The sequence below is a fragment of the Thauera sp. DNT-1 genome (assembly GCF_055393985.1).
Window position 1 is genome coordinate 696,466 of the sequence record NZ_AP043752.1, and the last position, 25,920, is coordinate 722,385.

Consider the following 25,920-nt stretch of genomic DNA (forward strand, 5'->3'; position numbering starts at 1 on the left):
TCGACCCCCAACGTGAAACTTCGAAACACCCTCATCAGCATCCCCGCACAGGGCGCGTGGCTCGACGGCCTGCTTGCACACGCGCCGGACGTGCGCGGGCTCGCCATCCTCCCGCAGTCGAGCGGACACCCTGCGCTCGACTGCGGGCCCCGGCCGGTCGATGTCGCCCTGCAGTCGCGCGGCTTCGCCACTCTCCGGGTCGACCTGCTGACCCGGCAGGAGGCGCTGCGCGACCCCGATGCGTCGTACAACATCGCCCGCCTGACCGAGCGCATCCTCGCGGCGGTCGAGTGGATCGCCCACCAGCCGCCGCTCGCCGGGCTGCAGCTCGGCCTCGTCACGCAGGACACCGGCTGCGCCGCCGCGATCCGCGCGGCGGTCAAGGCGCCGGAGACCTTCGCGGCGATCGCCTGTGTCGACGGCCGCGCCGACCTCGCGGGTGCCGAGCCCTTGCGCCAGCTGTGCTGCCCGGTGCGCTTCATCGTCAGCCCCGGCGCCCCGGAGAGCGCGATCCTGGAGAAAGCCTTTTCCCTGCTCGGGGGGGCGCGCCACTGGCTCGCCCTGCCCGACGCCGGTGACGCCCGCCAGCAGGAGATCCTGCAGGCGCGGGCGGTGACGAGCTGGCTCGAACAGCACCTCGCCGCGGCCGAGCGCACGCGGGTGGAATAGGATCGGAGCGCGCCCGCTTCATGTCCGCAATGTCGATTTCCTCGCTCGGTGGCGGTGACGCGGCGTGGCGCCAGGCCACGGCGATGAATGCCGCCCGCCCTGCCGGCGCCTCCGGGGGGCCGGCGACGGCGGGGGCCGGCGGCGAGGCGCGAGAAGCAGGAGCGGGGGCGGGGGCGGCCGACACGCTCTCCGAGGCCGAACAGCGCCAGGTCGCCGAGCTCGCGGAACGCGACCGCGAGGTCCGTGCCCACGAGATGGCCCATGTCGCCGCGGGCGCCGGCCTGGTGACCCGGGGCGCCAGCTACACCTATCAGACCGGCCCGGACGGCCAGCGCTACGCGATCGGCGGCGAGGTCGGGATCGATACCTCGCCGGGCCGCAGCCCAGAGGAGTCCCTCTCCAAGGCCGAGCGCATCCGCGCCGCAGCCCTCGCGCCCGCCGAGCCGTCGGGCCAGGACCGCCAGGTCGCCGCGCAGGCTTCCCGAATGGCAAGCGATGCGCGCATGGAGATCGCCCGCCGCGAATTCGAGCAAGGCGGCGCGGGCACCGAGGCGGCGGCCACGCGCGATGGCCCCGGCTATCGCGGCATGCGAGCGGCGCAGGCCTATTCGGCAGCGGTCGCTCCAGGCCAGGGGCCCACCCTTTCAGCCACCGCCTGAGCCTTCCGCTCCACGTTCGAGCGATCACGCCGTGCGCTGGCGGGCCGGGATGAACGATAATTCTCTCTTTGCCGGCCCCGCGTCCCTACCGCCGTGCTGCCCGCCTCCGCCACGGTGACGGAGGGTCGCAGTCCGCAGACGACGCTCGAGAAACCACGATGTCCCTCTCCCTCGACGCCCTCCTCTCCCGGCTCGCCACGGTCAAGCTGCCCAAGCCCGGCGGCCGGCTCGAACTCGAGCCGCTCGCCGGCTCGGCAGACGCCCTCGCCATCGCCCAGCTCGCCAGCCGCGGCCGCATGCTGGTGGTGATCACGGCCAACCCGCTCGACGCCCAGCGCCTGCAGGACGAGATCGCCTGGGTCGCACCCGGCCTGCGCGCGCACCTGCTGCCCGACTGGGAGACCCTGCCCTACGACAGCTTCTCGCCCCACCAGGACCTGATCTCCGAGCGGCTGTCGACGCTCTACGCCATCAGCCGCGGCGAGACCGACATCGTGCTGGTGCCCGCCTCCACCGCGCTGTACCGCATGGCGCCGCCGGGTTTTCTTGCCGCGTACACCTTTTTCCTCAAACAGGGCGAGAAGCTCGACGTCGAGCAGTTCAAGGCGCAGATGGCGCTCGCAGGCTATGCGCACGTCACCCAGGTGGTGAGCCCGGGCGAGTTCTCGGTGCGCGGCGGGCTGGTGGACCTGTTCCCGATGGGTTCGCCGCTGCCCTTCCGTATCGACCTCTTCGACGACGAGGTCGAGAGCATCAAGACCTTCGACCCCGACACCCAGCGCACGGTGTATCCCACCAAGGAGATCCGCCTGCTGCCGGCGCGCGAGTTCCCGCTCGACGACAAGGGGCGCACGCGCTTTCGCAGCCGCTTCCGCGAGACCTTCGAGGGCGACCCGACGCGCGCGTCGATCTACAAGGACGTCTCCAACGGCATCGCCCCCGCCGGCATCGAGTACTACCTGCCGCTGTTCTTCGACGAGACCGCGACGCTGCTGGACTACCTGCCCGCCGAGACGCCGGTGCTGCTGCACCGCGACGTGCCGGCGGCGATCGCCGAGTTCTGGAAGGACACGCGCTCGCGCCACGACCTGTTGAAGGGCGACCGCAGCCGCCCGGTGCTGGCACCCGAGCAGCTCTTCCTGACCGACGAGGCCTTCTTCATCGCGCTGAAGAACCTGCCGCGCCTGGCGATCGGGGCCGAAGTGGGCGCCAAAGCGGGCGCCGAGCCCGCGGCCGCCAGCACCGACGCGCTCGCCCTGCCCCCGCCCGAGGTCGCGGTCGAGCGCAAGGCCACCGACCCGCTGCACAAGCTCAAGGCCTTCCTCGACGGCTTCGACGGTCGCGTGCTGCTGCTGTCGGACTCGCCCGGCCGGCGCGAGACCATGGCCGAGTTCTTCGCCGAGTACGACGTGCGCCCCGAGGCCACGGCCGATTTCGGCGCCTTCCTGGATTCCGACGCCCGCCTCGCGCTCGGCGTCGCCCCGCTCGCGCGCGGCTTCGTTCTACCGGCTGCAAGGCTCGCGGTGCTGACCGAGACCGAGCTCTACGCCGCCACCGCGCGCAGCCGCGTGCGCCGCGACGCGCGCAAGGCCGCCACCATGGAAGGCTGGCTGCGCGACCTTTCCGAGCTCAAGATCGGCGACCCGGTGGTGCACGTCTCGCACGGCATCGGCCGCTACCTCGGTCTCCTCCACATGAACCTCGGCGAGGGCGACACCGAGTTCCTGCATCTGGAGTACAACGGCGGCGACAAGCTCTATGTGCCGGTGTCGCAGCTGCACGTGATCACCCGCTACGCCGGCGCCGACCCCGAGGCGGTCGACCTGCACCGCCTCGGCTCCGGCCAGTGGGAGAAGGCCAAGAAGAAGGCCGCGATGCAGGTGCGCGACACCGCCGCCGAACTGCTCGCGCTCTATGCCCAGCGCGCTGCCCGCCCCGGCCACCGCTTCGACTTCAAGCAGCATGACCTCGAAGCCTTCGCCGAGGCCTTCGGCTTCGAGACCACGCCCGACCAGCAGGCCGCCATCGACGCGGTGGTGGCCGACATGAAATCCGGCCGCCCGATGGACCGCCTGGTGTGCGGCGACGTCGGCTTCGGCAAGACCGAGGTCGCGCTGCGCGCCGCCTTCATCGCGGTGGCCGACGGCAAGCAGGTGGTGGTGCTGTGCCCGACCACCCTGCTCGCCGAGCAGCACTACCAGACCTTCGCCGACCGCTTCGCCGACTGGCCGATCAAGCTCGCCGAGCTGTCGCGCTTCAAGTCGGCCAAGGAGCAGGCCGAGGCCCTGCAGCTCCTCGCGGAGGGCAAGGTCGACATCATCATCGGCACCCACCGTTTGCTGCAGAAGGACGTGATCTTCAAGCGCCTCGGCCTGGTGATCATCGACGAGGAGCACCGCTTCGGCGTGCGCCAGAAGGAGGCCTTGAAGCAATTGCGCTCCGAGGTCGACATCCTGACCCTGACCGCCACGCCGATCCCGCGCACCCTGGGCCTGGCGATGGAGGGCCTGCGCGAGTTCTCGGTGATCGCCACCGCGCCGCAGAAGCGCCTGGCGATCAAGACCTTCGTCCAGCCCTCCAGTCGCGGCCTGATCCGCGAGGCGGTGCTGCGCGAGTTCAAGCGCGGCGGCCAGGTTTACTTCCTGCACAACGAGGTCGACACCATCGACAACATGAAGGACGACCTCGAGGAGCTGCTGCCCGAGGCGCGCATCGTCGTCGGCCACGGCCAGTTGCCCGAGCGCGAGCTCGAGCGCGTGATGCGCGACTTCACCCAGCAGCGCGCCAACCTGCTGCTGTGCACCACCATCATCGAGACCGGCATCAACATCCCCACCGCCAACACCATCATCATCAACCGCGCCGACCGCTTCGGCCTGGCGCAGCTGCACCAGCTGCGCGGCCGCGTCGGGCGCAGCCACCACCAGGCCTACGCCTACCTGCTGACCCAGCCGGGCGCCAAGCCCAGCGCGCAGGCGCAGAAAAGGCTCGAAGCCATTGCGATGATGGAAGACCTCGGCTCCGGCTTCTACCTGGCGATGCACGACCTCGAGATCCGCGGCGCCGGCGAGGTGCTGGGCGAGAACCAGTCGGGCGAGATCCAGCAGGTCGGCTTCAGCCTGTACACCGAGATGCTCAAGCGTGCGGTCAAGGACCTGCAGGCCGGCAAGGAGCCCGACCTGTCGCAGCCGCTGGAGGTCGTCTCCGAGATCAACCTGCACACCCCGGCGCTGCTGCCCACCGACTACTGCCCCGACGTGCAGGAGCGCCTGACGCTGTACAAGCGCCTGGCCAACTGCGAGATGGAAGAAGATTTGCGTGCGCTGCAGGAAGAGCTCATCGACCGCTTCGGCGAGCTCCCGGCGCAGACCGCCGCGCTGATCGAGACCCACCGCCTGCGCATGCTGGTGAAGGACTACGGGGTGCACAAGCTCGATGCGTCCGATGCGCAGATCAGCGTGCAGTTCGCCAAGGACGCGCCGATCGACCCGGTCAAAGTCATCTTCCTGATCCAGAAGGACCGCAGCACCAAGATGGCCGGCCCCGAGAAGCTCGTGCGCCGTGCCAGCCTGCCCAACCTCAAGGAGCGCGTGAAGGCGGTGAAGGACCTGCTCGAGGCGGTGAAGGCCTGATCCGGCGAAGGCGCAAGCGACCCACGACCATGCTCATCAACTGCATCGCCTACCAGCACGGCCGCAAGCTCGCCGACATCCCGGTCGAGGACATCAGCGAGTACATCCAGCAACCCGAGACCTTCGTCTGGGTCGCGCTCAAGGACGCCACCGCCGAGGAACTCGCGGTGATGAAGGAGGAGTTCGGCCTCCACGAGCTCGCCGTCGAGGACGCCAACCACCGCCACCAGCGCCCCAAGGTCGAGGAGTACGACGACGAGCTCTTCGTCGTCATGCACCTGATCGAGGAGCGCGAGGGCAAGCTCGAGGTCGGCGAGGTGCACGTCTTCGTCGGGACCAACTACATCCTGTCGGTGCGCAACAACCACGCCCGCGACTTCCTCGGCGTGCGCGCACGCTGCGAGCGCGAGCCGAAGATGCTCGCCAAGGGCCCGGGCTACGTGCTGTACGCGCTCATGGACGCGGTGGTCGACGGCTACTTCCCGCTCATCGACAAGCTCGAGACCGAGGTCGAGGCGCTCGAGGAGCGCATCTTCACCAAGGGTGCGGGCAACACCAACATGCGCCGCCTCTATCGCCTCAAGCGCAAGGTCACCCTGCTCAAGCACGCCGTGCTGCCGCTGATGGAGGCCGCCGGCAAGCTGCACAGCGGGCGTGTGCCCGAGGTCTGCGCCAAGAGCCGGCACTACTTCCGCGACGTGTATGACCACCTCGCCCGTATCGACGCCTCGCTCGACAGTGTCCGCGAGACCATCGGCACCGCGATCCAGGTGAACATCTCGCTGGTCACCATCGACCAGACCGAGGTCAGCAAGCGCCTCGCGGCCTGGGCCGGCATCTTCGCGGTGGCCACCGCCTTCGCGGGGATCTGGGGCATGAACTTCAACCACATGCCCGAGCTGGAGTGGGAGTACGGCTACTTCGCCGGCCTCGGCATCATCGTCAGCGCCAGCACCTTCCTGTGGTGGCGCTTCCGCAAGGCAAGGTGGCTGTAGCGCGCAGCCGATGCGTAGGAGCGACGCAAGTCGCGATTGCCGCCGCTCCGTCCCGCCGACACCCCTTCCCGCTCCACCGCCCGATCGCGACTCGCGTCGCTCCTACAAATCCCCGGCACGCCGGCCGATCGCGACTCGCGTCGCTCTTCCAAATCACCGCTTGGCGTGCCGTAGGAGCGACGCAAGTCGCGATTGCAGCGCCTCGGTCCCCATCGACGCCCATCGTAGCCCAGCCGCCCGATCGGGACTCGCGTCGCTCCTGCAGGAGGGCCGCGACGCGGTCGGGTGCGGCCGATCTTGTCGGAGCGACGCGAGTCGGGTGCGGCGGGTCTTGTGGGAGCGACGCGAGTCGCGATTCAGACCCTCCGCCCTCGCCCTCGCCCCTGCCCTGCCCCAGACCTTTCCTCCGCGCCGCTACAATCCCCGCATGTCCTTCGACGAGCGAACGCCATGAGCTTCTTCGACGACCTCGCCCGCAGCCTCGAACGCAACCGCATCACCCGCCGCCAGGCGCTGTGGCTGCTCGGCGCGGGCGCGGCGGCCGGCCTGTCGGGCTGCGCCACCTCCCCGGTCACCGGCGAGACCATCCTCGTCGGCATGAGCGAGGCGCAGGAGAAGCAGACCGACGCACAGGTCGCGCCGCACCAGTTCTCGCAGGACCTCGGCGCCATCCAGGACGAGGCGGTCAACCGCTACGTCGCCGGCATCGGCCAGCGCATGGGCACGCTCACCCACCGTCCGCAGATGCCCTACTCCTACCGCGTGCTCAACGCCAACTACGTCAACGCCTACACCTTCCCCGGCGGCGCGATGGGCGTGACGCGCGGCATCCTCGCCGACCTCGACGACGAGGCCCAGCTCGCCGCCCTGCTCGGCCACGAGCTCGGCCACGTCAACGCCCGCCACGCCGCCCAGCGCCAGGGCCAGAACCTGGTCGCGCAGGCGGCGCTCGCCGGGCTCAACGTGGCGGCACAGAGCTCCGACTGGGGCGGGCTGATGAGCATGGGCGGACAGATCGGCGCCAGCGCCCTGCTCGCCGGCTACTCGCGCGAGCACGAGCGCGAGGCCGATGCGCTCGGGCAGGAATATCTCGTCAAGGCCGGCTACCCGGCGACCGGCATGGTGCGCCTGCACCAGTTGCTGGTTGCCGAGGAAAAATCCGCCCCCTCGCTGCTGCAGACGATGTTCTCCACCCACCCGATGAGCAGCGAGCGCATGCAGGCCGCGCAGGCCGCGGCCGACGCGCGCTACCGCATCAGCAACAGCCTGGACGCCCGCCGCGAGCGCTTCATGGACAGCACCGCCAGCCTGCGCCGCATCCGCCCCACCATCGACGCCTGCAAGAACGGCGAAACCGCGATGGCCGCCAGGCAGTACCCCAAGGCGCAGGCCGAATTCCAGACCGCGCTGGCCAGGACCCCGCGCGACTACGCCAGCAACCTGCGCATGGCCCAGTGCCTGCAGGCCCAGGGCCAGACCGCGAAGGCGGTGGACTACGCCGACAACGCGCGCGAGATCTACCCGCAGGAGGCGCAGGCCTACAAGCTCGCCGGCGTGCTCGCCCTGCAGCAGCGCGACGCCGGCCGCGCCTACCAGAACCTCGACCGCTTCGACCGCCTGCTCCCCGGCGACGCCGGCATCACCTTCCTGAAGGGCATCTCGCTCGAAGGCATGGGCAACCGCCAGGCCGCCGCCCAGCACTACGCCGCCTACCTGCGCCAGAGCCAGCAGGGCAACGCCGCGCAGTACTCGTACAACCGGCTCAAGGCCTGGGGGATGGTGAAGTAGCGCAGGAGCAGCCCGCCGCGATCCCGCGCCTACGAGCCACCATTTCAACGGAAGGGCAGGATGAAGGTGCCCTTCTCACGCACCGCAAGGCTTGCGTCGTGCAGCGCCACCGTCTCGAACACGATCGGCTGCACGCCGGACGGCATGCCTTCGAACGGGGATGACAGGGTGAGCGTGACGCTCTGCACCTGGCCCGGCCCGACCGTGAATTCGCCGGCGCCCTCGATCCGCAGCCCGGGCAGGCCGCTCACGCCGATGCGGAACTGGCGGGTCGTCTCTTCCATGTTGATGAGCTTGAGGGTGTAGCTGTTCTCGATCCGGCCCGCGCTCGTCTCCTGCATGAGGGCGCCGCGATCCCGGTGCACTTCCACCCGCAACAGCACGCGCTCGCTCAGTGTCCACACCCCGAGCGCGGCGAACACGAGCAGCAGGCCGACATAGACCAGGGTCCGCGGCCGCGACCAGGCTGGGGCAACCTGTGCCTGGCCGGCAAGCTCGCGCTCGCTCATGAAGCGGATCAAGCCGCGCGGTGCGCCGATCCTGTCCATGACCTCGTCGCAAGCGTCGGCGCACAACCCGCAGTCGATGCACTGGTATTGCAGTCCGTCGCGAATGTCGATGCCCGTCGGACACACCTGCACGCAGATTCCGCAGTCGATGCAGTCGCCCTTGTCGCCCGACTGCCGCAAGGCGCCGCGGGGCTCCCCGCGCTTGACGTCGTAGGCGACGTTCGCCGTATCCGGATCGATCATCACGCCCTGGAAGCGCGAGTACGGACACATGTGCTGGCATACGGCCTCGCGTGCGAGCCCGGCCTGCAGATAGGTGAAGCTCGCGTAGAAAAGCAGCCAGAAGGTTTCCCACGGGCCGGTCTGGAGGCCGACGATTGCCGGCAGCAGTGCGCGGATGGGAGTGAAGTAGCCGACGAAGCTGATCGCGGTCCACGCCGCGACCAGCGCCCAGATGCCGTGCTTGACCGACTTGATGAGCAGCTTGCGCGCCGACATCGGGCTCTGGTCGAGGCGCAGGCGCGCGAGGTGGTCGCCCTCGATCCTGGCCTCGATCCACACGAAGATCGACGTATAGACCGTCTGCGGACAGGCAAAGCCGCAGAACAGGCGCCCGGCGATCGCGGTGGTGAAGAACAGCGCGGTCGCGGCCAGGATCAGGACGACGGCCAGCAGCAGCGCGTCCTGCGGCCACAGGACCAGGTCGAACAGGTAGAACTTCTCGTCGACGATGTCGAACAGGATCGCCTGCCGCGTGCCGGTCTCCGTCGTCCACGGCAACCAGCACGCGCCGTAGAACACGACCTGGGTGAGCCAGACCATGGCCCAGCGCAGGCTGTTGAAGCGGCCCTGCACCGCCTTGGCGTGGATCTTTCCCTTCTTGCGATAGAACTCCAGCTTGGCTTCGCGCACCTTGCTGACGGGTGGGTTCATGCGGGCTGCTCCGGCTCTGACGATGGCCTGGAGTACATCACCCCGGACGGCGCAGCTTCAGTTGCAGATCGTACGATTTGGAACAGGTACAGATCCGCCGCCACAGCTCGTCTGTGCCGGACGACTATCCACTCGACTGTTCCTGTCCGCTCATCTGCAAACGCCCAAAATCGCGCTATCGAATCAGGAGTGGAACACCGTGATCGCCAATACGATGAGTTTGCCCACCACCGCGGGTGACGCGCCCCCCTGCACCGGCAGGGTGCCCGGCAACAAGGGGATCTGGGTCGGGATCTGCTGCGAGTTCGTCGAATTCCTGGTGCTGTTCATCGTGTACTTCGTCGCCCGCGCGCACTTTCCCGACGCCTTTCACTCCGGGGCGGAGCGGCTCTCGCAGACGGCCGGCGTGGTGATCACCTTGTTGATGGTGAGCAGCAGCTTTTTCATCGCCTGCTCGGTCACCCGTCTGCGCACCGGGCGCAGGCGCGAATCGATCGGCTGGCTGATCGCGGGCCTGATCGTGGCGTTGGGCTATCCGGTGGCGAAATACCTCGAGATCCAGTGGAACCTCGCGCACGGTATCGATGGCGAGTCGGGCATCTTCTTCACCGTCTATTACTACCTGACCTTCACCCATATGGTGCACGCCTTCTGGGGCATCCTCGGCATCCTCTGGGTCCTCGCCCGGCATGGATTCGGAATCTATACCGCCGACGAGCACAGCGGTCTGGAAGCGCTCGCCAGCTACTGGCACGCCACCGACATCATCTGGCTGGTCATCTTCCCCTTCTTCTACGTGCTGGCCTGATCATGGACTCCATCGAGCGCAAACCCGCCACTTCACTCCGGCCCCTGGTCCTGACCTGGCTGGCCCTGGTCGGGCTGACCCTCGTCAGCCCGCAACTCGGCAAGGGTGTCTGGGGGCAGGAAGCCGTCCAGTGGATCGTGGCCGCAATCATCTGGATCAAGGGCCACCTGGTCGCGCGCCACTTCATCGAGGCGGAACGGACTCACCCCTTCCTTCGCAACGTGCTGCGCTTCTTCATCGCCTTCACGCCGATCGCGATCGTGCTGACGACCTTCTTCCGCGACGGTTTCGCCCGCCTCGCAAGCCTATAGCTGGCGCTTGATCAGCCGACCGAGCGTCGCCAGCGCATCATCCTGGCGAGTTGTTGCGGGATGGCCGAAGTTGAGCCGCAGGTAATTGGAGAACTCGCGCTTGGCGGAAAAGATCGGCCCCGGTGCGATGCTGACCCCCTGCGCGAGCGCCTCTTCGTGCAGCCGCAGCGTATCGATCCGAGGCGGCAGTTCCAGCCAGAGAAAATAGCCGCCGTCCGGACGAGCCAGGCGGATACCGGGGGGAAAGTGTTCTTCGATGCCGGCCAGGAGTTGTGCTTCCTGGCGCGCAAGTTGCCGGCGCAAGTGGCGCAGGTGATTGTCGAAGCCGCCATGCTTCAGGTAGTCGGCCAGCGCGATCTGCATGGGGACCGCCGTCGCCAGGCTGGTCGAGTATTTCTGCCGCTGCACCTCCTTGGCGTAACGCCCCGCCGCGACCCAACCCAAACGGTATCCCGGCGCGAGGCACTTCGAAAACGAGGACACGTGCAGCACCAGACCCTCCGTGTCCATCGCCTTGCTGCATCGCGGCGCCTCGGGTCCGAAATACAATTCGGCGTAGACATCGTCTTCGATCAGCGGGACCTGATGCTGGTGGAGAAGCTCGACCAGCGCACGCTTGTTGTCGTCCGGGACGCGACTTCCCGTCGGGTTCGCGAAGTTCAACATGAACAGGCAGGCCTTGATCGGATGATGGCGCAGCGCATCGGCCAGCGCATCCAGGCTCACCCCTTCGCGCGGGTGGCTCGGGATCTCGATGACCTCGAGTCCCAGGCGTTCGCTGGCCTGCAGCCCCGCATAGAAGGTGGGCGACTCGACGGCGATCAGGTCGCCGGGTCGGGTCAGGGCCTGCAGGCAGAGGTTGAGCCCTTCCATCGCACCCGACGTGACGACGATCTCCTGCGGCGAAACCGAGGCACCATGGGCCAGGTAACGCAGCGCGAGTTGTCGGCGCAGCTCGTCGTTGCCCGGGGGAAGGTCGGTGACCGTTGCCAGCGGATCCAGGTGACGCGCCGCTGCCGCGAGGAAGCGCCCGAGCTTGTCGAGCGGGTAGAGGCGCGCGTCGGGAAAGCTCGACCCCAACGGCACGATGGCGGGGTCCCGCACGCTGTCGAGGATCTGGAAGATGAAGTCGCTGACCTCGAGCGCCGTGGAGCCGCCCGCTGGATGGGTCATCTCCGGCTCGGGCAGTCTGCTGCCAAGCCGGGCGCGCACGAAGTAGCCCGACTTCGGCCGCGCCTCGATCAGGCCTCGGCTCTCGAGCAGGTGGTAGGCCTGGGTGACCGTGATCGGGCTGATGCCGTGGGTCTTGCAGGCCTGGCGGACGGAGAGCAGTTTGTCGCCCGGGCGCAAGACACCCTCGGCGATCCGCTGTGCGGTCCGGTCGGCAAAATCCTGGTAGAGGCTCATGGGGACGATCCTAGCGATGCGCAGCGAACCCGGCCTTGCCATGGATCACTTCGATCGCTGCCGCTTCGCAAGCAGGCGATGCCGCCTGGCTGCGCCAGAGCCTGCACGGCAACGCCGCGAGGCGTTCCTGCAACCGGCTCAAGGCCTGGGGGGTGGTGACGTCGCGCAGCGCTGCGCCGCGATCTCGCGCTGGCGGAAGCACCCGTCCACATGGTCATTGACCATCCCCACCGCCTGCATGAAGGCGTAGCACACCGTCGGCCCCACGAAGCGGAAGCCCAGGCGCTTCAGCTCACGGCTCATCGCCTGCGACGCCGCCGTCTGCGCCGGAATCTCCGCCAGGCTGCGCGGCGGCGCGGTCGGCACCGAACCCTCGGCGAAGCGCCACAGCAGCGCATCCAGCGACCCGAAGCGCTCCTGCGCCGCCAGCGTCGCGCGCGCGTTCGCCACCGCCGACTCGATCTTCAGCCGGTTGCGCACGATGCCCGCGTCGGCGAGCAGGCGCGCGAGTTCCGCCTCGCCATAGCGCGCGACACGCTCGGCGTCGAAGCCGTCGAAGGCGCGGCGGTAGTGTTCGCGCTTGCGCAGGATGGTGATCCAGCTCAGCCCCGCCTGCGCACCCTCGAGCACGAGCATCTCGAAGAGGTGGCGGTCGTCGTGATTGGGCACGCCCCACTCGGTATCGTGGTAGGCGACGTAGAGCGGATCGGTGCCGCACCAGGCGCAGCGCTCGGACATGGATGGTGCTCCTCCTGAGGGAGTCGTGGATTCTAGTCCCGGGCGCTGCGCTCGAGGTTTAGATGAAGTTCGGCGACTAATGAAGATACCGTCGGAGAGTCCTTTTGAAGCCATGTGCTGTTCGGCCAAAGCCCTGTTCCATGGGATCTTGCCAGCCCTGCTGAACCGGAGCAGGCCGGTACTCCCGAACTAGATATTCAGGGCACAATGCGTTGTATCACCAACGCATGTTGGTCGGACATATCGAGGCTGGATGAAACAAATCCGATGCGCCATAACCTGAGTGAAGCCTTCGCATTTGGCAAGCTGGACCGTTCCGAGGACGCTATCAAATGGCATCCTCTGGTCGATCATTTAGCGGACGTCGCGGCCGTTTTTGAGGCGCTGTGCGCATGCCGAGCCATCCGCCGATCCATCGAGGCAGTTGCTGGGCGTAGCCTCGACCATCGTGACTTCGCGCGGCTTGCTGCCCTCGCCTTTCTTCATGACCTTGGCAAAGCGAACGCGGGGTTCCAGGCAAAGCGCTGGCTAAACGAGGAACGGCCGCGCGGCAGGCTGACCGCCGGGCACAGCGCGGAGGCAATCGCGCTGCTCGAAGCAAGTAATCACAGCGACGAAGCCGAGGCGCTGCTACTGCACCTGCCTATTCTTGAAATCTGCGGCTGGGGGAAGCCTGAGACCCTGGACAACTTGCTACGCGCCAGCATTGCGCACCATGGACGGCCGATCGCCAACGCACCCGACTGGTTCAACGCCAGGATCCATTGGTCCAGGCAAGGTGAGTATGACCCCGCCGAACAACTAAAGAGCATTGGCGCCGCCCTCCAACGCTTCGTTCCAGAGGCATTCGTCGAAGGGGGCCTGCCACTTCCCGATACGCCGCGCTTCGCGCATTACTTCGCCGGCCTCGTCCAATTGGCCGACTGGTTGGGTTCGGACACTCGATTTTTCCCCTTCACGAATGTGGGCGATCGAGATCGCATCGGCAATAGCCGTGAACTGGCATCGACAGCGGTGCGCGAGATCGGCCTCGATCCTGAGCCTTGCCGTAAGCGGTTCGAGCAGGCATCACCAGATTTCGGCGACGTATTCGATACGACCACTCCCTATCCCGCCCAGTCCGCAATGTCCGACCCGGCGCTTGGTCAGGTTGTCGTGCTCGAAGCCGAGACTGGCAGCGGCAAGACCGAAGCCGCGCTGTGGCGCTACCTTCATCTGTTCGCGCGTGGCGCAGTCGACGGGCTTTACTTTGCCCTACCGACCCGCGTGGCCGCATCACAGGCCTACCGGCGCGTGCGCGAGGCGCTTTCGCGCGCTTGGCCCGAGGGCGCTCCGCTCGCGGTTCGGGCATTGGCCGGTTATGCCGCCGCGGATGGGGAAACAGCTCGGGCGCTGCCCGATTTCAAGGTGTTGTGGAGCGACGATCCGTCCGATGCCGAAGCGGGTCGGCGATGGGCGGGCGAGAGTTCGAAGCGCTTCCTCGCCGCACCGGTTGCCGTCGGCACGGTCGACCAGGCACTGCTCGGCACGCTGCAGGTAAAGCATGCTCACTTGCGCCATGCGCTGACGGCGCGTTCGCTGCTTGTCATCGACGAAGTGCACGCATCGGACGCTTACATGGCCGTGTTGATCGAACAGCTCATCAACGCACAAATTGCGCTCGGCGGCCATACGCTACTGTTGTCCGCGACACTCGGCGCAGCGGCCCGGACTCGCTACCTCGCTGCCGGCAACCGCAAGGCGCAGCATCTGCCGTCACTCGCCCAAGCGAGCGGCCTACCCTACCCTGCCATAAGCGATGCTTGGGGCATTCGTTCCACAAGCGGCGCACCGCGAGAGAAGCGGGTCGCCTGGCAGTGTGAGGACGCCATCGATGACCCGCAGCGCGTCGCCGCCCTTGCGCTCGAAGCCGCCGAACAGGGCGCCCGCGTGCTGGTGATCCGAAACACCGTGCCGGCAGCCGTCGCCACCCTTGCAGCGCTCGAAGCGGCCACACCCAACGTAACCTGGCTCTTCAATCGTGACGGCGTCATCACGCTGCATCACAGCCGCTTCTCGCGCGAAGACCGGCTCATGCTCGACGCGACGGTCGAAGCCCAACTCGGCAAAGGACGCTCCAGCGGACCGCTGATCGTGGTCGGCACCCAGACGCTGGAGCAAAGCCTGGATCTCGACGCCGACTTCCTGATCACCGACCTGTGCCCGATGGACGTGCTGTTGCAGCGCATCGGCCGATTACATCGCCATATGCGCCCCGTCGAGGCTCGACCCAACGCGTTCAGGGAGGCGCGTGTGCTTGTGCTGACGCCCGAAGGGGGCGACCTCACACCGTGCCTTACCCGCCCGCGGCACGGACTCGGCCGCTTTCACGACGGCGGCGGCGTGTATGCCGACACCCGCATCCTCGAAGCTACGCGCAAGCTGATTCACTCCGAATCTCAGGTCCGCATCCCGGCCGACAACCGGCGACTGGTCGAGTCCGCCACGCACCCGGAGGCGCTGCACGCCATCGAATCGCTGGACACAGCTTGGGCGACACATGGTCAGCAGATTGACGGCGACACGGGTGCCCGCCGCACCAGCGCCAAGCTGGGACTCCTGCCCCTCGACACCGCATTCGTCGAACTTGGCTTCCCCGACGAAGTAAAGCTCGCAACACGCCTCGGCGCTGCTGACCGTCTGCTCACTTTCGATTCGCCCCTCCAAGGGCCTTTTGGCCGGACGGTGCGGGAGCTTCCAATTAGGCACCACTTGCTGCCGCGCGCCCTCCCACTTGAAGCGTTACCCGACGAGATCGTCGTCGAGCATGGCGGCTTTAGGTTCCGCCTGGCCGACACGCACTATCGCTACAGCCGCATCGGCCTTGAAAAACTTCCGCAAACTGCCGCCTCGGAGTAACGAATGGACCGCACCCGTCTGAACCTACTCGACGAACCGCTGATTCGCGTCCGCGATCTCGGTGGGCAACCGCAACGACTCACATTGCCGCAACTCCTGGTTGCCCTCGGTCGTGATGCGGTGCGCGACTACCCTGCACTGCGCCCCCATCAGCGCCACCCCTGGCACGCGCTGCTGGTGCAACTGGCCGCTCTTGCGCTGCACGCCGCCGACGAGGACTGTCCTTGGGATGAGGCTACCGATTGGCGCGCGGCACTACTCGCTCTGACGCCCAATCATCCGGACGGTTGCGCCTTTTGCCTCGTTGCCCCGCACGACCGTCCAGCTTTCCTTCAACCCCCTGTGCCAAGCGGAAAGTTGGATGGTTGGAAATACATTGCCACCCCTGACGCACTCGACATGCTGGTCACGTCGAAGAACCATGATCTTAAGAGCGAGCGAATGCGGCACGCGGAGGCGGACGACTGGCTGTTTGCCCTGGCAAGCCTGCAAACGCAAGAGGGGTTCCTCGGGAAAGGGAACTACGGCATTTCTCGCATGAACGGAGGTTTTTCGAGCCGTCCCGCCCTCGGCGTCGCACCCGCAGGTGGAGTCGGTGTGCGATGGCGACGCGATATTGGCGCACTTCTCACCGAACGTGACGACATCACCGAGACCATAGGTTTTCAGCGCGACGGCGGCATGGCACTGCTCTGGATACCCCCATGGGACGGCACAAAGAGCCTCGCCTTCACGGCGCTCGACCCGTTCTACATCGAAATCTGTCGGCGGATCCGATTTGTCCTTGACTCGGATGGCCGCCTGAAGGCGCACGGAATTGGAACCTCTGTAGCGCGCGTAGATGCGGCGGCGCGCAAGGGTGTCACTGGCGACGCATGGACGCCGGTCGAAGAAGATAAAGCGCTTACGCTTGGTGCCGAAGGTTTCAACTACGGCCTTGCTGCGGAGTTAGCATGGGGCTCGAAGTACCGTAAGACCCTCGCTCAAGCACTTCGCGCAGAAGATGGCATCGCGGGAATTTCTCTGCTTGCACAAGGGGTGGTACGAGGCCAGGGTAAGACGGAGGGTTACCACGAGCGCCGAATTCCTCTCACGAAAAAGGCCATCGGCTATTTGCGTGGTGGACAGACTGACCTTCCGGCAGCAATCGCCGCTGCCCGAGTGAAAGCTGTGGCGACGATGCGTGGTTCTATCTTGCGCACCGCACTGTTCTACTTGCTCGAAGCCGGTACTGAGAAGATCGATTTCGACCGTCGCACTGCCAAACAGCAGATCGAAGCCTTCATACGAGCCTTTGAACGCACCGAAGATGCGCGCTTTTTCGAGGACCTGAATCGAGAGATTGAAACCGAGGACAGGAACGCCGAGCGGCTCGCGTGGATGCTCGGGCTCGCTGAACGCGCCGAAGTTGTGCTGAAGGGCGCTTTCACGATCGGCCCCCAAAGCGGCGAGCGTCGATATCGTGCGCGGTCGCGGGCGCTATCCTATTTTCATGGCGCGCTACGCAGTGGCAAACACCCTGAACTCGTCGCACTCGCACAGCACCTTCGCTCTCACCAAGCGGCAGAGGAGGCCGCGTTATGAACCAGACCGACACGACACCGCCCGCATCACCGCTAGGTCGGCTTGCGCAAGTCATCACGCGGCGGCAGCACTTCCGCGGGGACGCCAACGCACTCGACACGGGTGAGCAGGCCGCGCTCGCACGTCTCGATCCCGAGGCGCCGCGGCCTCACCAGATCGGTGCGCTAGCCCATGCGCTGGTGCTGGCCGGCATCACACCGGATGACTGGCAGCACACAACCTGGCGACGCTGGGCCTTGTTGGCGCAAGGCATGGCACTGGCAGGTCACGACGGCTCCGCCCGACTCGGGACCCAACTCGCCCACGCCGCAGTGTCCGAAAGCCGTGTCACCCGTCTGCTTACTGCGCGCGGTGACGCCTTTAGCCAGCAGGTGCCGCGTGTGGTGCGGCTGATGGCGAGCCGCAGCACTTCACCCAACTGGCTTGAGTTCGGTGCGCTGATTCTCGCCACCGACCACGACGAAGCCCGTGCCGAGACCCTACGCCTACGTATCGCCGGCAGTTACTACTCGACTACCCATTCCTGAACCGAATCCACACGATCGAACACCGACAGGACATCGCCATGAGTCTCCCGCGCTTCATCCAGATCCACACCCTGCACACCTACCCCGCTGCCCTGCTCAACCGTGACGATGCCGGACTCGCAAAACGCCTCCCCTACGGCGGCGCGATCCGAACGCGCATTTCCTCACAGTGCCTCAAGCGCCACTGGCGCGTCGCCGACGACGCGTTTTCGCTGGCGAAACTGGGCGTGCCGATGGCCACGCGCACACGCTACGTCGCCGAATTGATTCGCCAACGCCTTATCGAGCAAGGCATCGACGAAGCGCGCGCCTACGCTACCGCCGAGGCCCTGCTTGAGGCCCTGTTCGGCGAGAAGGCCGACAAGAAGAAGGAAGGCGTCAAGGCACTTCAAACCGGGCAGGCGGTGCTCTTCGGCAACGAAGAAATCGCTTACCTTGCGCGCCGCTGCCGAGACATCACTGGCGACTTTTCCGATCCAGTCGCGCTGAAGGCAGAGGTGGCGAAGTTCCTCAAAGAGGAAAAGAAGAACATCGAGGCGATGAAGCTCGGCAGCGGCCTCGAATCGGCTCTCTTCGGTCGCATGGTTACCTCTGACCTGCTTGCCAACCGCGACGCATCGGTGTCGGTCGCCCACGCCTTCACGGTGCATGAAGCGCAGGTCGAAAACGACTACTTCACCGTAGTCGATGATTTTGCCCAGGCGGAAGATGGTGCGGGCTCGGCCGGCATCTTCGATACCGAACTCGCCTCGGGGTTGTACTACGGATACGTGGTTATCGACGTGCCGCAACTCGTTGCAAACCTCGAGGGCATCAAAGTCGAGGATGTCTTCATGACTGGGGCCGACAAGCGTGAGTTGGCCGGCAAGGTCGCCCAACATTTGCTGCACCTGATCGCCACTGTGAGCCCTGGCGCCAAGCGCGGGTCCACTGCGCCATACGACTGGGCAAAGTTCGTATTGGTAGAGGCCGGTGACTGGCAACCGCGCAGCCTTGCAGCGGCCTTCCACGATCCAATGCCGCTCAAGGGCGATTCTTCGATCCGCGCCCGCGCCGCCAGCAAACTTGCGAACGAGATCGCCGCCTTCGACGCAGCCTATGGAATGCCTACGGCGCGCCGGTTCCTGTCACTGGACGACTTGACCGTTCCTGCGGCTGAGCGTGCGACGCTTTCACAGCTGGGTGAGTGGATCGCACAAACGGTTCGCGATGGCGCGTGCTGAGATGGCGACACACCTGCTCATCCGCCTCGAGGGTCCGCTCATGGCCTTCGGCGGCGAGACGATCGACAACCTCGGCGTGATCCGCGATTTCCCGGCGCAGTCGATGCTGACCGGTCTGATCGCCAATGCACTCGGTTGGCGGCGCGAGGATGCTGAAGCGCATGACCGACTTCAGTCTCGTGTCGTGTTCGGGGCACGACTCGACCGTGCTGGTTCGCGCTTCACTGATTTCCAAACCGCCAAACTCGGGCATGACGATCGCGGCTGGACGACGACCGGCCAACCGGAGGGGCGCGCGGGTGGAGACGGTACTTACAAGGGCCAGCACCTGCGTTACCGCGACTACCACGCCGACGCTAGTACCCTCATCGCCCTGCGCCTCGAACCCGCCGACGAAACCCCTACGCTGGACGCGGTTGCCCGTGCCCTGCAGCGCCCAGCCCGCCCACTTTTCTTGGGGCGCAAGCCCTGCCTGCCGGCTGCGCCGCTGTTTGCAGGCTGGATCGACGCGCCGGACGTGCTCACTGCGCTACGAGACGCATCCCCACTGGCTGCCAACGCCCGACCTCGCGTGATGTGGCCGGCCGGCGAAGGCGAAATCCCCGGCGCCCGCCAGATCGACCTCTGCGATGAACGCAACTGGACCAGTGGTGTACATGGCGGCTGGCGCCCCGTTTGCGAGGGCAACCTGAAGTTGGAGGAGCGGACGTGAATTTGACGCTTGTGCAATGCCACCCCGACCCGCACCGGCTCGCCGCCTGGGCGACACGCTTCGGACTGACCGTTGGTGGTGACGACCTTGGTTACGCGCTGCACACACTGCTGGCGGCGGCCTTCGGCGACCTTGCGCCCAAGCCCTTCCGGCATTTTGGCGACGTGCGCGGCCTTTTGGCCTACAGTGGGCAAGACGTCGACCGTATCCACACGGCGGCCGAAATGGCCGCGCCCGACGTCCACGCTGTGCTGGGCCTCGAGCGCTTTGCTGCTCGTAGCTTCCCGGCCGATTGGGCGGCGGGCAGGCGGCTAGGTTTCGAGTTGCGGGTGCGGCCGGTGCTGCGGACGAAAGATGGGCGCGAACGTGACGTCTTCCTTTCCAAGATCGAGAAACGCGGCGTAGCGGAGACAGAGCTGTCGCGCGAAGCTGTCTACTTGGAATGGCTGCAGCGCGAGTTGGCACGCGGCGACGCCGCAAACGTCGACCACGCGCAACTGGATGGTTTCCGGCTCACTTCCAGTTTGCGCAAGGGAAGCGCAGTCGTAGGCCGGCGCCCCGCTCAGCGTGTAACGGGCCCCGACGCATTGTTTTCGGGCGAACTCACCGTGCGCGATCCAGCGGGCTTCGCCGCACTGATTGCGCGCGGGGTCGGACGCCATCGCGCCTTCGGATTCGGAATGCTGCTCCTGCGGCCACCCTCTGCATGCTGAAAGGTCGCCTTGGGCTTGAGACCGCACGCATCCCCCACGCCGACCGGCACGGCCTGCTGTGGCTTGAGCGCGGAGAGTTGTGTGTGATCGACGGCTGCCTGCACTTCATGGCGGGAAAGGACAGCCTCACGCCCTACATCGATCAGATCCCGCATCAAGCCGTATCGATGATCCTGCTGGGGCCAGGCAGCAGCGTCACCCACGACGCGCTGCGCCTGCTCGCGCGACATGGGACGCTAATGGCGGCGGTCGGTATGGATGGCGTACGCAGCTACACTGCGCCAGCCCTGCTGCCCGACCGCTCGGACGTCGCACGCCGGCAAGCGGAACTTTGGGGCAATCCACGTCGGCGCATTGCCGTCGCCCGCCGCATGTACGCCCTGCGCCTGGGCGAAATATTGCCTCACCGTGATCTGGACACGCTGCGTGGAATCGAAGGCTCCCGCGTGAAGACGCTTTACCGACTAACTGCCGAGCGCTATCGCATCCCCTGGAACGGTCGCCATTACGACCGCGCTGCGCCCGAAGCCGCCGATACACCGAATCAGGCAATCAATCATGCCGCGACTGCAGTGCAGGCCGCGGCGGCGATCGCGGTACAGTCGCTGGCTGCAATTCCGCAGCTTGGCTTCATTCACGAGGACTCGGGTCAATCCTTCGTCCTCGATATTGCCGATCTGTTTCGGGATTCGATCACGTTGCCGATCGCCTTTGCTGCGGCACGCAAGGCACTCGATGGTGCGCCAGACACCATCGACCGACTGGTACGACGCGAGGCAGCGTTGGTTTTCCGAAAGCAGTCCGTGATTCCATCGATGATCGACAAGATCAAGGTTGTGTTGCGCATGGAGGCAGTAGATGCCGCTGGTGGTGATAGTGACGCGTGATGTCGCCGATCGTTTTCGAGGCTTTCTGACGTCGGTGATGCTTGAGGTCGCCCCGACGGTGTACGTATCGCCACGCATGAGTAAGGGCGTGCGGGATCGGACTTGGAACGTACTCACCGAGTGGCACGACTTCGAGCCGCGCGGCAGCATCGTCATGGTCTGGCGCGACAACAATGAAACTGGCGGCGTCGGCCTCGCTCATCTCGGAGAGCCGCCGCGAGAACTGGTCGAGATGGATGGGATGTGGGTCGCCAGGCTGCGGCGGCAAGCTCAATCTCTTTAACAAATTGGGAACATGGTTTCTTGAGTTTTCCTTTTGGAGTCATGAGCTTGACTTCAAGAGGCTCCCCCGCGTCCGCGGGGATAGGCCCCGGCGTCACGGGCCAATCGACCGAATACAGTCGGCTCCCCCGCGTCCGCGGGGATAGGCCCGGACACTGTGGGCGTACAGCTCACGATTAGTTGGCTCCCCCGCGTCCGCGGGGATAGGCCCGTTACAGCAACGCCCCCAGAAGCAGATACAGAGGCTCCCCCGCGTCCGCGGGGATAGGCCGTACCGCAGGGAGATTGTGGAGGTGCTGGCGCGGGCTCCCCCGCGTCCGCGGGGATAGGCCCCCTCGCGCGCTGAGCCACATCACGTCGGTTCCGGCTCCCCCGCGTCCGCGGGGATAGGCCCCAGCTCGGGGAAGAGCGCACCGCACGCCATGCGGCTCCCCCGCGTCCGCGGGGATAGGCCCTCGGCCTGGGCTTCTTTCGCGCGCGCGTACTGGGCTCCCCCGCGTCCGCGGGGATAGGCCCCCTACAGGGGCGCAAAAGAAAACCCCGCCGAAGGCTCCCCCGCGTCCGCGGGGATAGGCCCCGCTTGGAGAGCAGATGCGGGTCGGCAATGCGGGCTCCCCCGCGTCCGCGGGGATAGGCCCTCCCACAGTCCGGGGTGCATCTTGCGCGCCCCGGCTCCCCCGCGTCCGCGGGGATAGGCCCCCCCATAGCCCGCCACGAGCGGGCTTTTTTACGGCTCCCCCGCGTCCGCGGGGATAGGCCCTCAGGTGCCGGCACCGAGGCGTCCCAGTCGAGGGCTCCCCCGCGTCCGCGGGGATAGGCCCCTCAGTGCCGGGATCAGGAAGGCTGTGAAGGAGGCTCCCCCGCGTCCGCGGGGATAGGCCCGACCGAGTACCGGAACGCCAGCGCGCGACGGGGGCTCCCCCGCGTCCGCGGGGATAGGCCCAAGCTGCAAGCTGTCTTCGTCCTGAATTACCCGGCTCCCCCGCGTCCGCGGGGATAGGCCCCAGCCATCGAGCCCCTCGGGGCGGCCGGAGCCGGCTCCCCCGCGTCCGCGGGGATAGGCCCTCTTTCTCCTTCCAGAAGAAAGGCATGCCGCCGGCTCCCCCGCGTCCGCGGGGATAGGCCCCTTGGCGTTTGCCATTGTGATGCTCCTGATGTGGCTCCCCCGCGTCCGCGGGGATAGGCCCTGGGTCTCGACCAGGTTGTTGCCGCCTTCCACGGCTCCCCCGCGTCCGCGGGGATAGGCCCTTTCTGCGGGCGTTCGTGTGGGACGTGACGATGGCTCCCCCGCGTCCGCGGGGATAGGCCCCCGCTCTGTGGCCGTCGCTGTGGTGGCAGTGAGGCTCCCCCGCGTCCGCGGGGATAGGCCCTTGCCGATGATGCCGACCGTCTGCTCGAGGCTGGCTCCCCCGCGTCCGCGGGGATAGGCCCCTCAGTTGCCAAGCGCCCTTGTCCGCTAATCTGGCTCCCCCGCGTCCGCGGGGATAGGCCTCAGCTACACCCTGTTCAGCCCGCGCGACCCGTGGCTCCCCCGCGTCCGCGGGGATAGGCCCTGGGATTTCGAGACGGGCGCTGGGTTGCGGACGGCTCCCCCGCGTCCGCGGGGATAGGCCCGACGGTGATGGAGCTGCGCGGCCTATTCCGTGGGCTCCCCCGCGTCCGCGGGGATAGGCCCGCCGGCGACTTCCAGTCGGCGGCCCGCGCTTTGGCTCCCCCGCGTCCGCGGGGATAGGCCCGCCTCGGACCAGCGCAGCGCGTCGGATGCGGGGGCTCCCCCGCGTCCGCGGGGATAGGCCCGAAATCTGGTGGGACATGCAGAGCGTCGAGCCGGCTCCCCCGCGTCCGCGGGGATAGGCCCCTGTTCGTGCGGAACCAGAACAACGACAAGACGGCTCCCCCGCGTCCGCGGGGATAGGCCCGGTTATCAATTCCCTGCGGGCTGGGCAATCTCGGCTCCCCCGCGTCCGCGGGGATAGGCCCGGCACCCTGCCCGGCATCGACAAGGGCTGGGCGGCTCCCCCGCGTCCGCGGGGATAGGCCCGCGATCTGATCCATGCTCTGAAAGCTGATGGAGGCTCCCCCGCGTCCGCGGGGATAGGCCCGACGCGGCCGATGCGGATGCGCCTGTGGTGACGGCTCCCCCGCGTCCGCGGGGATAGGCCCTATGGTTACCATAGGCGGCATGAGCAATTCCGGGCTCCCCCGCGTCCGCGGGGATAGGCCCTCTGCCGCTGGGGGCCTTGGGCGAGGTTGGGGGGCTCCCCCGCGTCCGCGGGGATAGGCCCCAAGCTTAGAACCGACGACCCCAGCCCTGCCAGGCTCCCCCGCGTCCGCGGGGATAGGCCCAGATGCGGCACCGGCGCCGAGCTCGGTAAGCTGGCTCCCCCGCGTCCGCGGGGATAGGCCCTTGCCGCCCTGCGCGACGCCGCCGAACAAGCCGGCTCCCCCGCGTCCGCGGGGATAGGCCCAGCTACGGCGGCTCGGTCACCGATGGCATCGCGGCTCCCCCGCGTCCGCGGGGATAGGCCCTAGAGCCCTGCCCGAGCTGTGGGGCGATCTACGGCTCCCCCGCGTCCGCGGGGATAGGCCCAGCCAGCCGGGGAATCGCGGGTGATAGCCCGTGGCTCCCCCGCGTCCGCGGGGATAGGCCCGGCTGGGGCTGCCGCTGCCGCGTGCAGGCGGTGGCTCCCCCGCGTCCGCGGGGATAGGCCCCGTCTGCAATTCCTGCGGGAGCGATTTCACAGGGCTCCCCCGCGTCCGCGGGGATAGGCCCTTCAAGGAGTCGCGCCGGCTTGTCGGTGAGATGGCTCCCCCGCGTCCGCGGGGATAGGCCCCGTCTGCAATTCCTGCGGGAGCGATTTCACAGGGCTCCCCCGCGTCCGCGGGGATAGGCCCTTCAAGGAGTCGCGCCGGCTTGTCGGTGAGATGGCTCCCCCGCGTCCGCGGGGATAGGCCCAAAGGCGCCTCGCGCAAGCGATACAGGGCCACGGCTCCCCCGCGTCCGCGGGGATAGGCCCGAGGCCGAGGCCGTGCTATCGAGCCTGGGCGGGGCTCCCCCGCGTCCGCGGGGATAGGCCCTGGTGATGGACACCGTCGACGGCATCCGTACCGGCTCCCCCGCGTCCGCGGGGATAGGCCCATGTGGATTCCTGTGAAGGGAAAGGGTTGCCGGGCTCCCCCGCGTCCGCGGGGATAGGCCCCAAGCGGATGGTTGTGAAGGTGGAGGGGTTGAGGCTCCCCCGCGTCCGCGGGGATAGGCCCCACACCCGTCTCTGGCATGAGACGCAATGGACGGCTTCCCCGCGTCCGCGGGGATAGGCCCAGCAGGTACAGATACGCGCCGTGCTTCTGGATGGCTCCCCCGCGTCCGCGGGGATAGGCCCTCGCCATCGCCATCGCAAGACGGGCACGCGACGGCTCCCCCGCGTCCGCGGGGATAGGCCCCCGTCCAACCAGCTCGGCTCGACGCCCTACGGGGCTCCCCCGCGTCCGCGGGGATAGGCCCCGCATGGCGATCCCGATCGCTGCGCATCGGCGGGCTCCCCCGCGTCCGCGGGGATAGGCCCGCAGATGTATCCACGACATGGACGATTGGAGAGGCTCCCCCGCGTCCGCGGGGATAGGCCCGAAGCCAGCGAAATGCTCACGCACGCCCACGAGGCTCCCCCGCGTCCGCGGGGATAGGCCCGCCTCGAGCACGAGCGTGGAAGGCCTCGCTGGGGCTCCCCCGCGTCCGCGGGGATAGGCCCTTCCCTTCTAGATTTGATCTTGAGAGGGCGAGCGTATGACCTCACAGGCATGCTGCCTACGATCACGAATATCCGCTCACCGGTTCACCCACCCCCCGCACACCGGAAACACCTGCCCCACGAAGCAGTTCGCCGCCTCGCTGCACAGATAAACCGCAAAGCTGGCGTCCTCGTCCGCCGTGACCAGGCGCCCCAGCGGCACCTGCCACTTCAGGCGGTCCTTGAACGCCGGCGTGGCCTGGACCTCGGGCGGGAAGTAGGTGGGGTTCTCGACGAAATTCTGCGCAATGGCGTTGACCTGGACGCCGTGCGCCGCGGCCTCGACGCCCACCGCCTGGATGTAGGCCAGTTGCGCACCGCGCGCGGCGGCGTAGCTCGAGCGCAGGGCCATCCCGCGCAGGGCGGCGGCGCTGCCCATCAGGAGGATCTTGCCCGCCTTGCGTTCGATCATCTGCGGCAGGACGGCGGCGACCATCTCCCGCATGGGATGGACCAGGGCGGCGAAGGTGGTCTCCCATTCGCCGTCCGACACCTGATGGACGGGCGTGCTCGGCGCGGGAATCGCCAGGTTGAGGACCAGCACGTCGATGCGGCCGGCCGCCTCGATGACCGCGCGCCCAGCCCCCCGCTCCAGCAGCGCGCTTTGGTCGGGGACGACTTCGGCGCCGGCGGCGCGGAAGGCCTCGCACAGTGCCGGGCCCATGAACGCGTCGGCCTGCGTGACCAGCACCCTGCGGCCGCTCAATGAATTCGCATGCATGTCGTTTCTCCTCGGCTGCTGGGCGGGGCAGCCTCCCCACGGGGCGCGGCACGATCATCGGCGAAGCGGCGGCCCGGCAGCCGACTGTTTTCTCCTGCGCGAGCGCGATTCCGGCCCCTACGTTCCATCCTAGATG

General features: G+C 67.3%; 19 protein-coding genes and 1 CRISPR repeat array. Of the genes, 15 read left to right on the forward strand and 4 right to left on the reverse strand.

The window, feature by feature from the left end:
• The first annotated feature begins 12 nt into the window (after window positions 1–12).
• From ACZ5PP_RS03325 to ACZ5PP_RS03345, 5 genes are all read left to right on the forward strand, one after another.
• The gene (locus ACZ5PP_RS03325) at window positions 13–669 is read left to right on the forward strand and encodes a dienelactone hydrolase family protein (protein ID WP_464826747.1); all 657 of its coding nucleotides are present in this window, start codon (window positions 13–15) and stop codon (window positions 667–669) included.
• A gap of 20 nt (window positions 670–689) precedes the next feature.
• Complete coding sequence (locus tag ACZ5PP_RS03330; protein WP_464826748.1) at window positions 690–1,328, forward strand: putative metalloprotease CJM1_0395 family protein; 639 nt, start codon at window positions 690–692, stop codon at window positions 1,326–1,328.
• A gap of 158 nt (window positions 1,329–1,486) precedes the next feature.
• On the forward strand, window positions 1,487–4,960 hold the full coding sequence (gene mfd, locus ACZ5PP_RS03335) for a transcription-repair coupling factor (RefSeq protein ID WP_464826749.1): 3,474 nt from the start codon (window positions 1,487–1,489) through the stop codon (window positions 4,958–4,960).
• A gap of 29 nt (window positions 4,961–4,989) precedes the next feature.
• Window positions 4,990–5,955 carry a magnesium/cobalt transporter CorA gene (corA, locus tag ACZ5PP_RS03340; protein ID WP_004302118.1) on the forward strand — a complete coding sequence of 322 codons (966 nt, stop codon included), beginning with the start codon at window positions 4,990–4,992 and terminating at the stop codon, window positions 5,953–5,955.
• Between the two features lie 450 nt (window positions 5,956–6,405).
• Window positions 6,406–7,743 (forward strand): M48 family metalloprotease, encoded by a 1,338-nt coding sequence (locus ACZ5PP_RS03345; RefSeq protein WP_012585426.1) that lies wholly within the window; start codon window positions 6,406–6,408, stop codon window positions 7,741–7,743.
• A gap of 44 nt (window positions 7,744–7,787) precedes the next feature.
• On the opposite strand, the gene ccoG is transcribed toward ACZ5PP_RS03345, so the two are convergent.
• The gene (gene ccoG, locus ACZ5PP_RS03350) at window positions 7,788–9,185 is read right to left on the reverse strand and encodes a cytochrome c oxidase accessory protein CcoG (RefSeq protein ID WP_464826750.1); all 1,398 of its coding nucleotides are present in this window, start codon (window positions 9,183–9,185) and stop codon (window positions 7,788–7,790) included.
• 214 nt (window positions 9,186–9,399) lie between these two features.
• Between ccoG and ACZ5PP_RS03355 the strand changes: the two genes are divergently transcribed.
• Window positions 9,400–9,993, forward strand: a complete 594-nt coding sequence (locus tag ACZ5PP_RS03355) for a cytochrome c oxidase subunit 3 family protein (RefSeq protein WP_041589849.1) — start codon at window positions 9,400–9,402, stop codon at window positions 9,991–9,993.
• Between the two features lie 2 nt (window positions 9,994–9,995).
• Window positions 9,996–10,304: a hypothetical protein gene (locus tag ACZ5PP_RS03360; protein WP_012585429.1), complete on the forward strand. Its 309-nt coding sequence runs from the start codon at window positions 9,996–9,998 to the stop codon at window positions 10,302–10,304.
• Here ACZ5PP_RS03360 and ACZ5PP_RS03365 read toward each other — a convergent pair.
• Both ACZ5PP_RS03365 and ACZ5PP_RS03370 read right to left on the reverse strand, forming a co-directional pair.
• The gene (locus tag ACZ5PP_RS03365) at window positions 10,299–11,711 is read right to left on the reverse strand and encodes an aminotransferase-like domain-containing protein (RefSeq protein WP_012585430.1); all 1,413 of its coding nucleotides are present in this window, start codon (window positions 11,709–11,711) and stop codon (window positions 10,299–10,301) included. The genes ACZ5PP_RS03360 and ACZ5PP_RS03365 overlap by 6 nt on opposite strands.
• Before the next feature lie 138 nt (window positions 11,712–11,849).
• A complete protein-coding gene (locus ACZ5PP_RS03370; protein ID WP_464826751.1) occupies window positions 11,850–12,449 on the reverse strand; it encodes a DNA-3-methyladenine glycosylase I in 600 nt (199 codons plus the stop codon).
• Between the two features lie 267 nt (window positions 12,450–12,716).
• Between ACZ5PP_RS03370 and ACZ5PP_RS03375 the strand changes: the two genes are divergently transcribed.
• Genes ACZ5PP_RS03375 through cas2e form a run of 8 tightly spaced genes read left to right on the forward strand, consistent with a single transcriptional unit; the run spans window position 12,717 to window position 21,276 of the window.
• Window positions 12,717–15,347 (forward strand): CRISPR-associated helicase/endonuclease Cas3, encoded by a 2,631-nt coding sequence (locus ACZ5PP_RS03375; RefSeq protein WP_012585432.1) that lies wholly within the window; start codon window positions 12,717–12,719, stop codon window positions 15,345–15,347.
• A gap of 3 nt (window positions 15,348–15,350) precedes the next feature.
• On the forward strand, window positions 15,351–16,931 hold the full coding sequence (locus ACZ5PP_RS03380) for a type I-E CRISPR-associated protein Cse1/CasA (protein WP_464826752.1): 1,581 nt from the start codon (window positions 15,351–15,353) through the stop codon (window positions 16,929–16,931).
• Window positions 16,928–17,458, forward strand: a complete 531-nt coding sequence (locus tag ACZ5PP_RS03385; protein WP_012585434.1) for a type I-E CRISPR-associated protein Cse2/CasB — start codon at window positions 16,928–16,930, stop codon at window positions 17,456–17,458. Before ACZ5PP_RS03380 ends, ACZ5PP_RS03385 begins: the two co-directional genes overlap by 4 nt.
• Window positions 17,459–17,496: 38 nt before the next feature.
• Window positions 17,497–18,681 (forward strand): type I-E CRISPR-associated protein Cas7/Cse4/CasC, encoded by a 1,185-nt coding sequence (cas7e, locus tag ACZ5PP_RS03390; protein WP_464826753.1) that lies wholly within the window; start codon window positions 17,497–17,499, stop codon window positions 18,679–18,681.
• A gap of 1 nt (window position 18,682) precedes the next feature.
• Window positions 18,683–19,393, forward strand: a complete 711-nt coding sequence (cas5e, locus tag ACZ5PP_RS03395) for a type I-E CRISPR-associated protein Cas5/CasD (RefSeq protein WP_464826754.1) — start codon at window positions 18,683–18,685, stop codon at window positions 19,391–19,393.
• A complete protein-coding gene (gene cas6e / locus ACZ5PP_RS03400) occupies window positions 19,390–20,106 on the forward strand; it encodes a type I-E CRISPR-associated protein Cas6/Cse3/CasE (protein ID WP_464826755.1) in 717 nt (238 codons plus the stop codon). The genes cas5e and cas6e overlap by 4 nt, the downstream gene beginning before the upstream one ends.
• Window positions 20,100–20,993, forward strand: coding sequence for a type I-E CRISPR-associated endonuclease Cas1e (cas1e, locus tag ACZ5PP_RS03405; RefSeq protein WP_464826756.1), 894 nt, complete (start codon window positions 20,100–20,102; stop codon window positions 20,991–20,993). The genes cas6e and cas1e overlap by 7 nt, the downstream gene beginning before the upstream one ends.
• Complete coding sequence (gene cas2e / locus ACZ5PP_RS03410) at window positions 20,965–21,276, forward strand: type I-E CRISPR-associated endoribonuclease Cas2e (protein ID WP_464826757.1); 312 nt, start codon at window positions 20,965–20,967, stop codon at window positions 21,274–21,276. Before cas1e ends, cas2e begins: the two co-directional genes overlap by 29 nt.
• A 59-nt stretch (window positions 21,277–21,335) precedes the next feature.
• Window positions 21,336–25,024: direct repeats of the CRISPR family, unit length 29 nt; unit sequence GGCTCCCCCGCGTCCGCGGGGATAGGCCC.
• Between the two features lie 76 nt (window positions 25,025–25,100).
• On the opposite strand, the gene ACZ5PP_RS03415 is transcribed toward cas2e, so the two are convergent.
• The gene (locus ACZ5PP_RS03415; protein WP_012585440.1) at window positions 25,101–25,784 is read right to left on the reverse strand and encodes an SDR family oxidoreductase; all 684 of its coding nucleotides are present in this window, start codon (window positions 25,782–25,784) and stop codon (window positions 25,101–25,103) included.
• Window positions 25,785–25,920: the final 136 nt, after the last annotated feature.

What these genes read in the sequence shown, in the direction of transcription:
- cas1e (WP_464826756.1), top strand. Translation starts at nt 20,100, where the DNA reads ATGCTGAAAGGTCGCCTTGGGCTTGAGACCGCACGCATCCCCCACGCC.
- ACZ5PP_RS03360 (WP_012585429.1), top strand. Translation starts at nt 9,996, where the DNA reads ATGGACTCCATCGAGCGCAAACCCGCCACTTCACTCCGGCCCCTGGTC.
- cas5e (WP_464826754.1), top strand. Translation starts at nt 18,683, where the DNA reads ATGGCGACACACCTGCTCATCCGCCTCGAGGGTCCGCTCATGGCCTTC.
- ccoG (WP_464826750.1), bottom strand. Translation starts at nt 9,185, where the DNA reads ATGAACCCACCCGTCAGCAAGGTGCGCGAAGCCAAGCTGGAGTTCTAT.
- ACZ5PP_RS03370 (WP_464826751.1), bottom strand. Translation starts at nt 12,449, where the DNA reads ATGTCCGAGCGCTGCGCCTGGTGCGGCACCGATCCGCTCTACGTCGCC.
- cas7e (WP_464826753.1), top strand. Translation starts at nt 17,497, where the DNA reads ATGAGTCTCCCGCGCTTCATCCAGATCCACACCCTGCACACCTACCCC.
- cas2e (WP_464826757.1), top strand. Translation starts at nt 20,965, where the DNA reads ATGCCGCTGGTGGTGATAGTGACGCGTGATGTCGCCGATCGTTTTCGA.
- ACZ5PP_RS03415 (WP_012585440.1), bottom strand. Translation starts at nt 25,784, where the DNA reads ATGCATGCGAATTCATTGAGCGGCCGCAGGGTGCTGGTCACGCAGGCC.
- ACZ5PP_RS03375 (WP_012585432.1), top strand. Translation starts at nt 12,717, where the DNA reads ATGCGCCATAACCTGAGTGAAGCCTTCGCATTTGGCAAGCTGGACCGT.
- ACZ5PP_RS03380 (WP_464826752.1), top strand. Translation starts at nt 15,351, where the DNA reads ATGGACCGCACCCGTCTGAACCTACTCGACGAACCGCTGATTCGCGTC.
- ACZ5PP_RS03355 (WP_041589849.1), top strand. Translation starts at nt 9,400, where the DNA reads ATGAGTTTGCCCACCACCGCGGGTGACGCGCCCCCCTGCACCGGCAGG.
- ACZ5PP_RS03365 (WP_012585430.1), bottom strand. Translation starts at nt 11,711, where the DNA reads ATGAGCCTCTACCAGGATTTTGCCGACCGGACCGCACAGCGGATCGCC.
- ACZ5PP_RS03330 (WP_464826748.1), top strand. Translation starts at nt 690, where the DNA reads ATGTCCGCAATGTCGATTTCCTCGCTCGGTGGCGGTGACGCGGCGTGG.
- mfd (WP_464826749.1), top strand. Translation starts at nt 1,487, where the DNA reads ATGTCCCTCTCCCTCGACGCCCTCCTCTCCCGGCTCGCCACGGTCAAG.
- ACZ5PP_RS03345 (WP_012585426.1), top strand. Translation starts at nt 6,406, where the DNA reads ATGAGCTTCTTCGACGACCTCGCCCGCAGCCTCGAACGCAACCGCATC.
- corA (WP_004302118.1), top strand. Translation starts at nt 4,990, where the DNA reads ATGCTCATCAACTGCATCGCCTACCAGCACGGCCGCAAGCTCGCCGAC.
- ACZ5PP_RS03385 (WP_012585434.1), top strand. Translation starts at nt 16,928, where the DNA reads ATGAACCAGACCGACACGACACCGCCCGCATCACCGCTAGGTCGGCTT.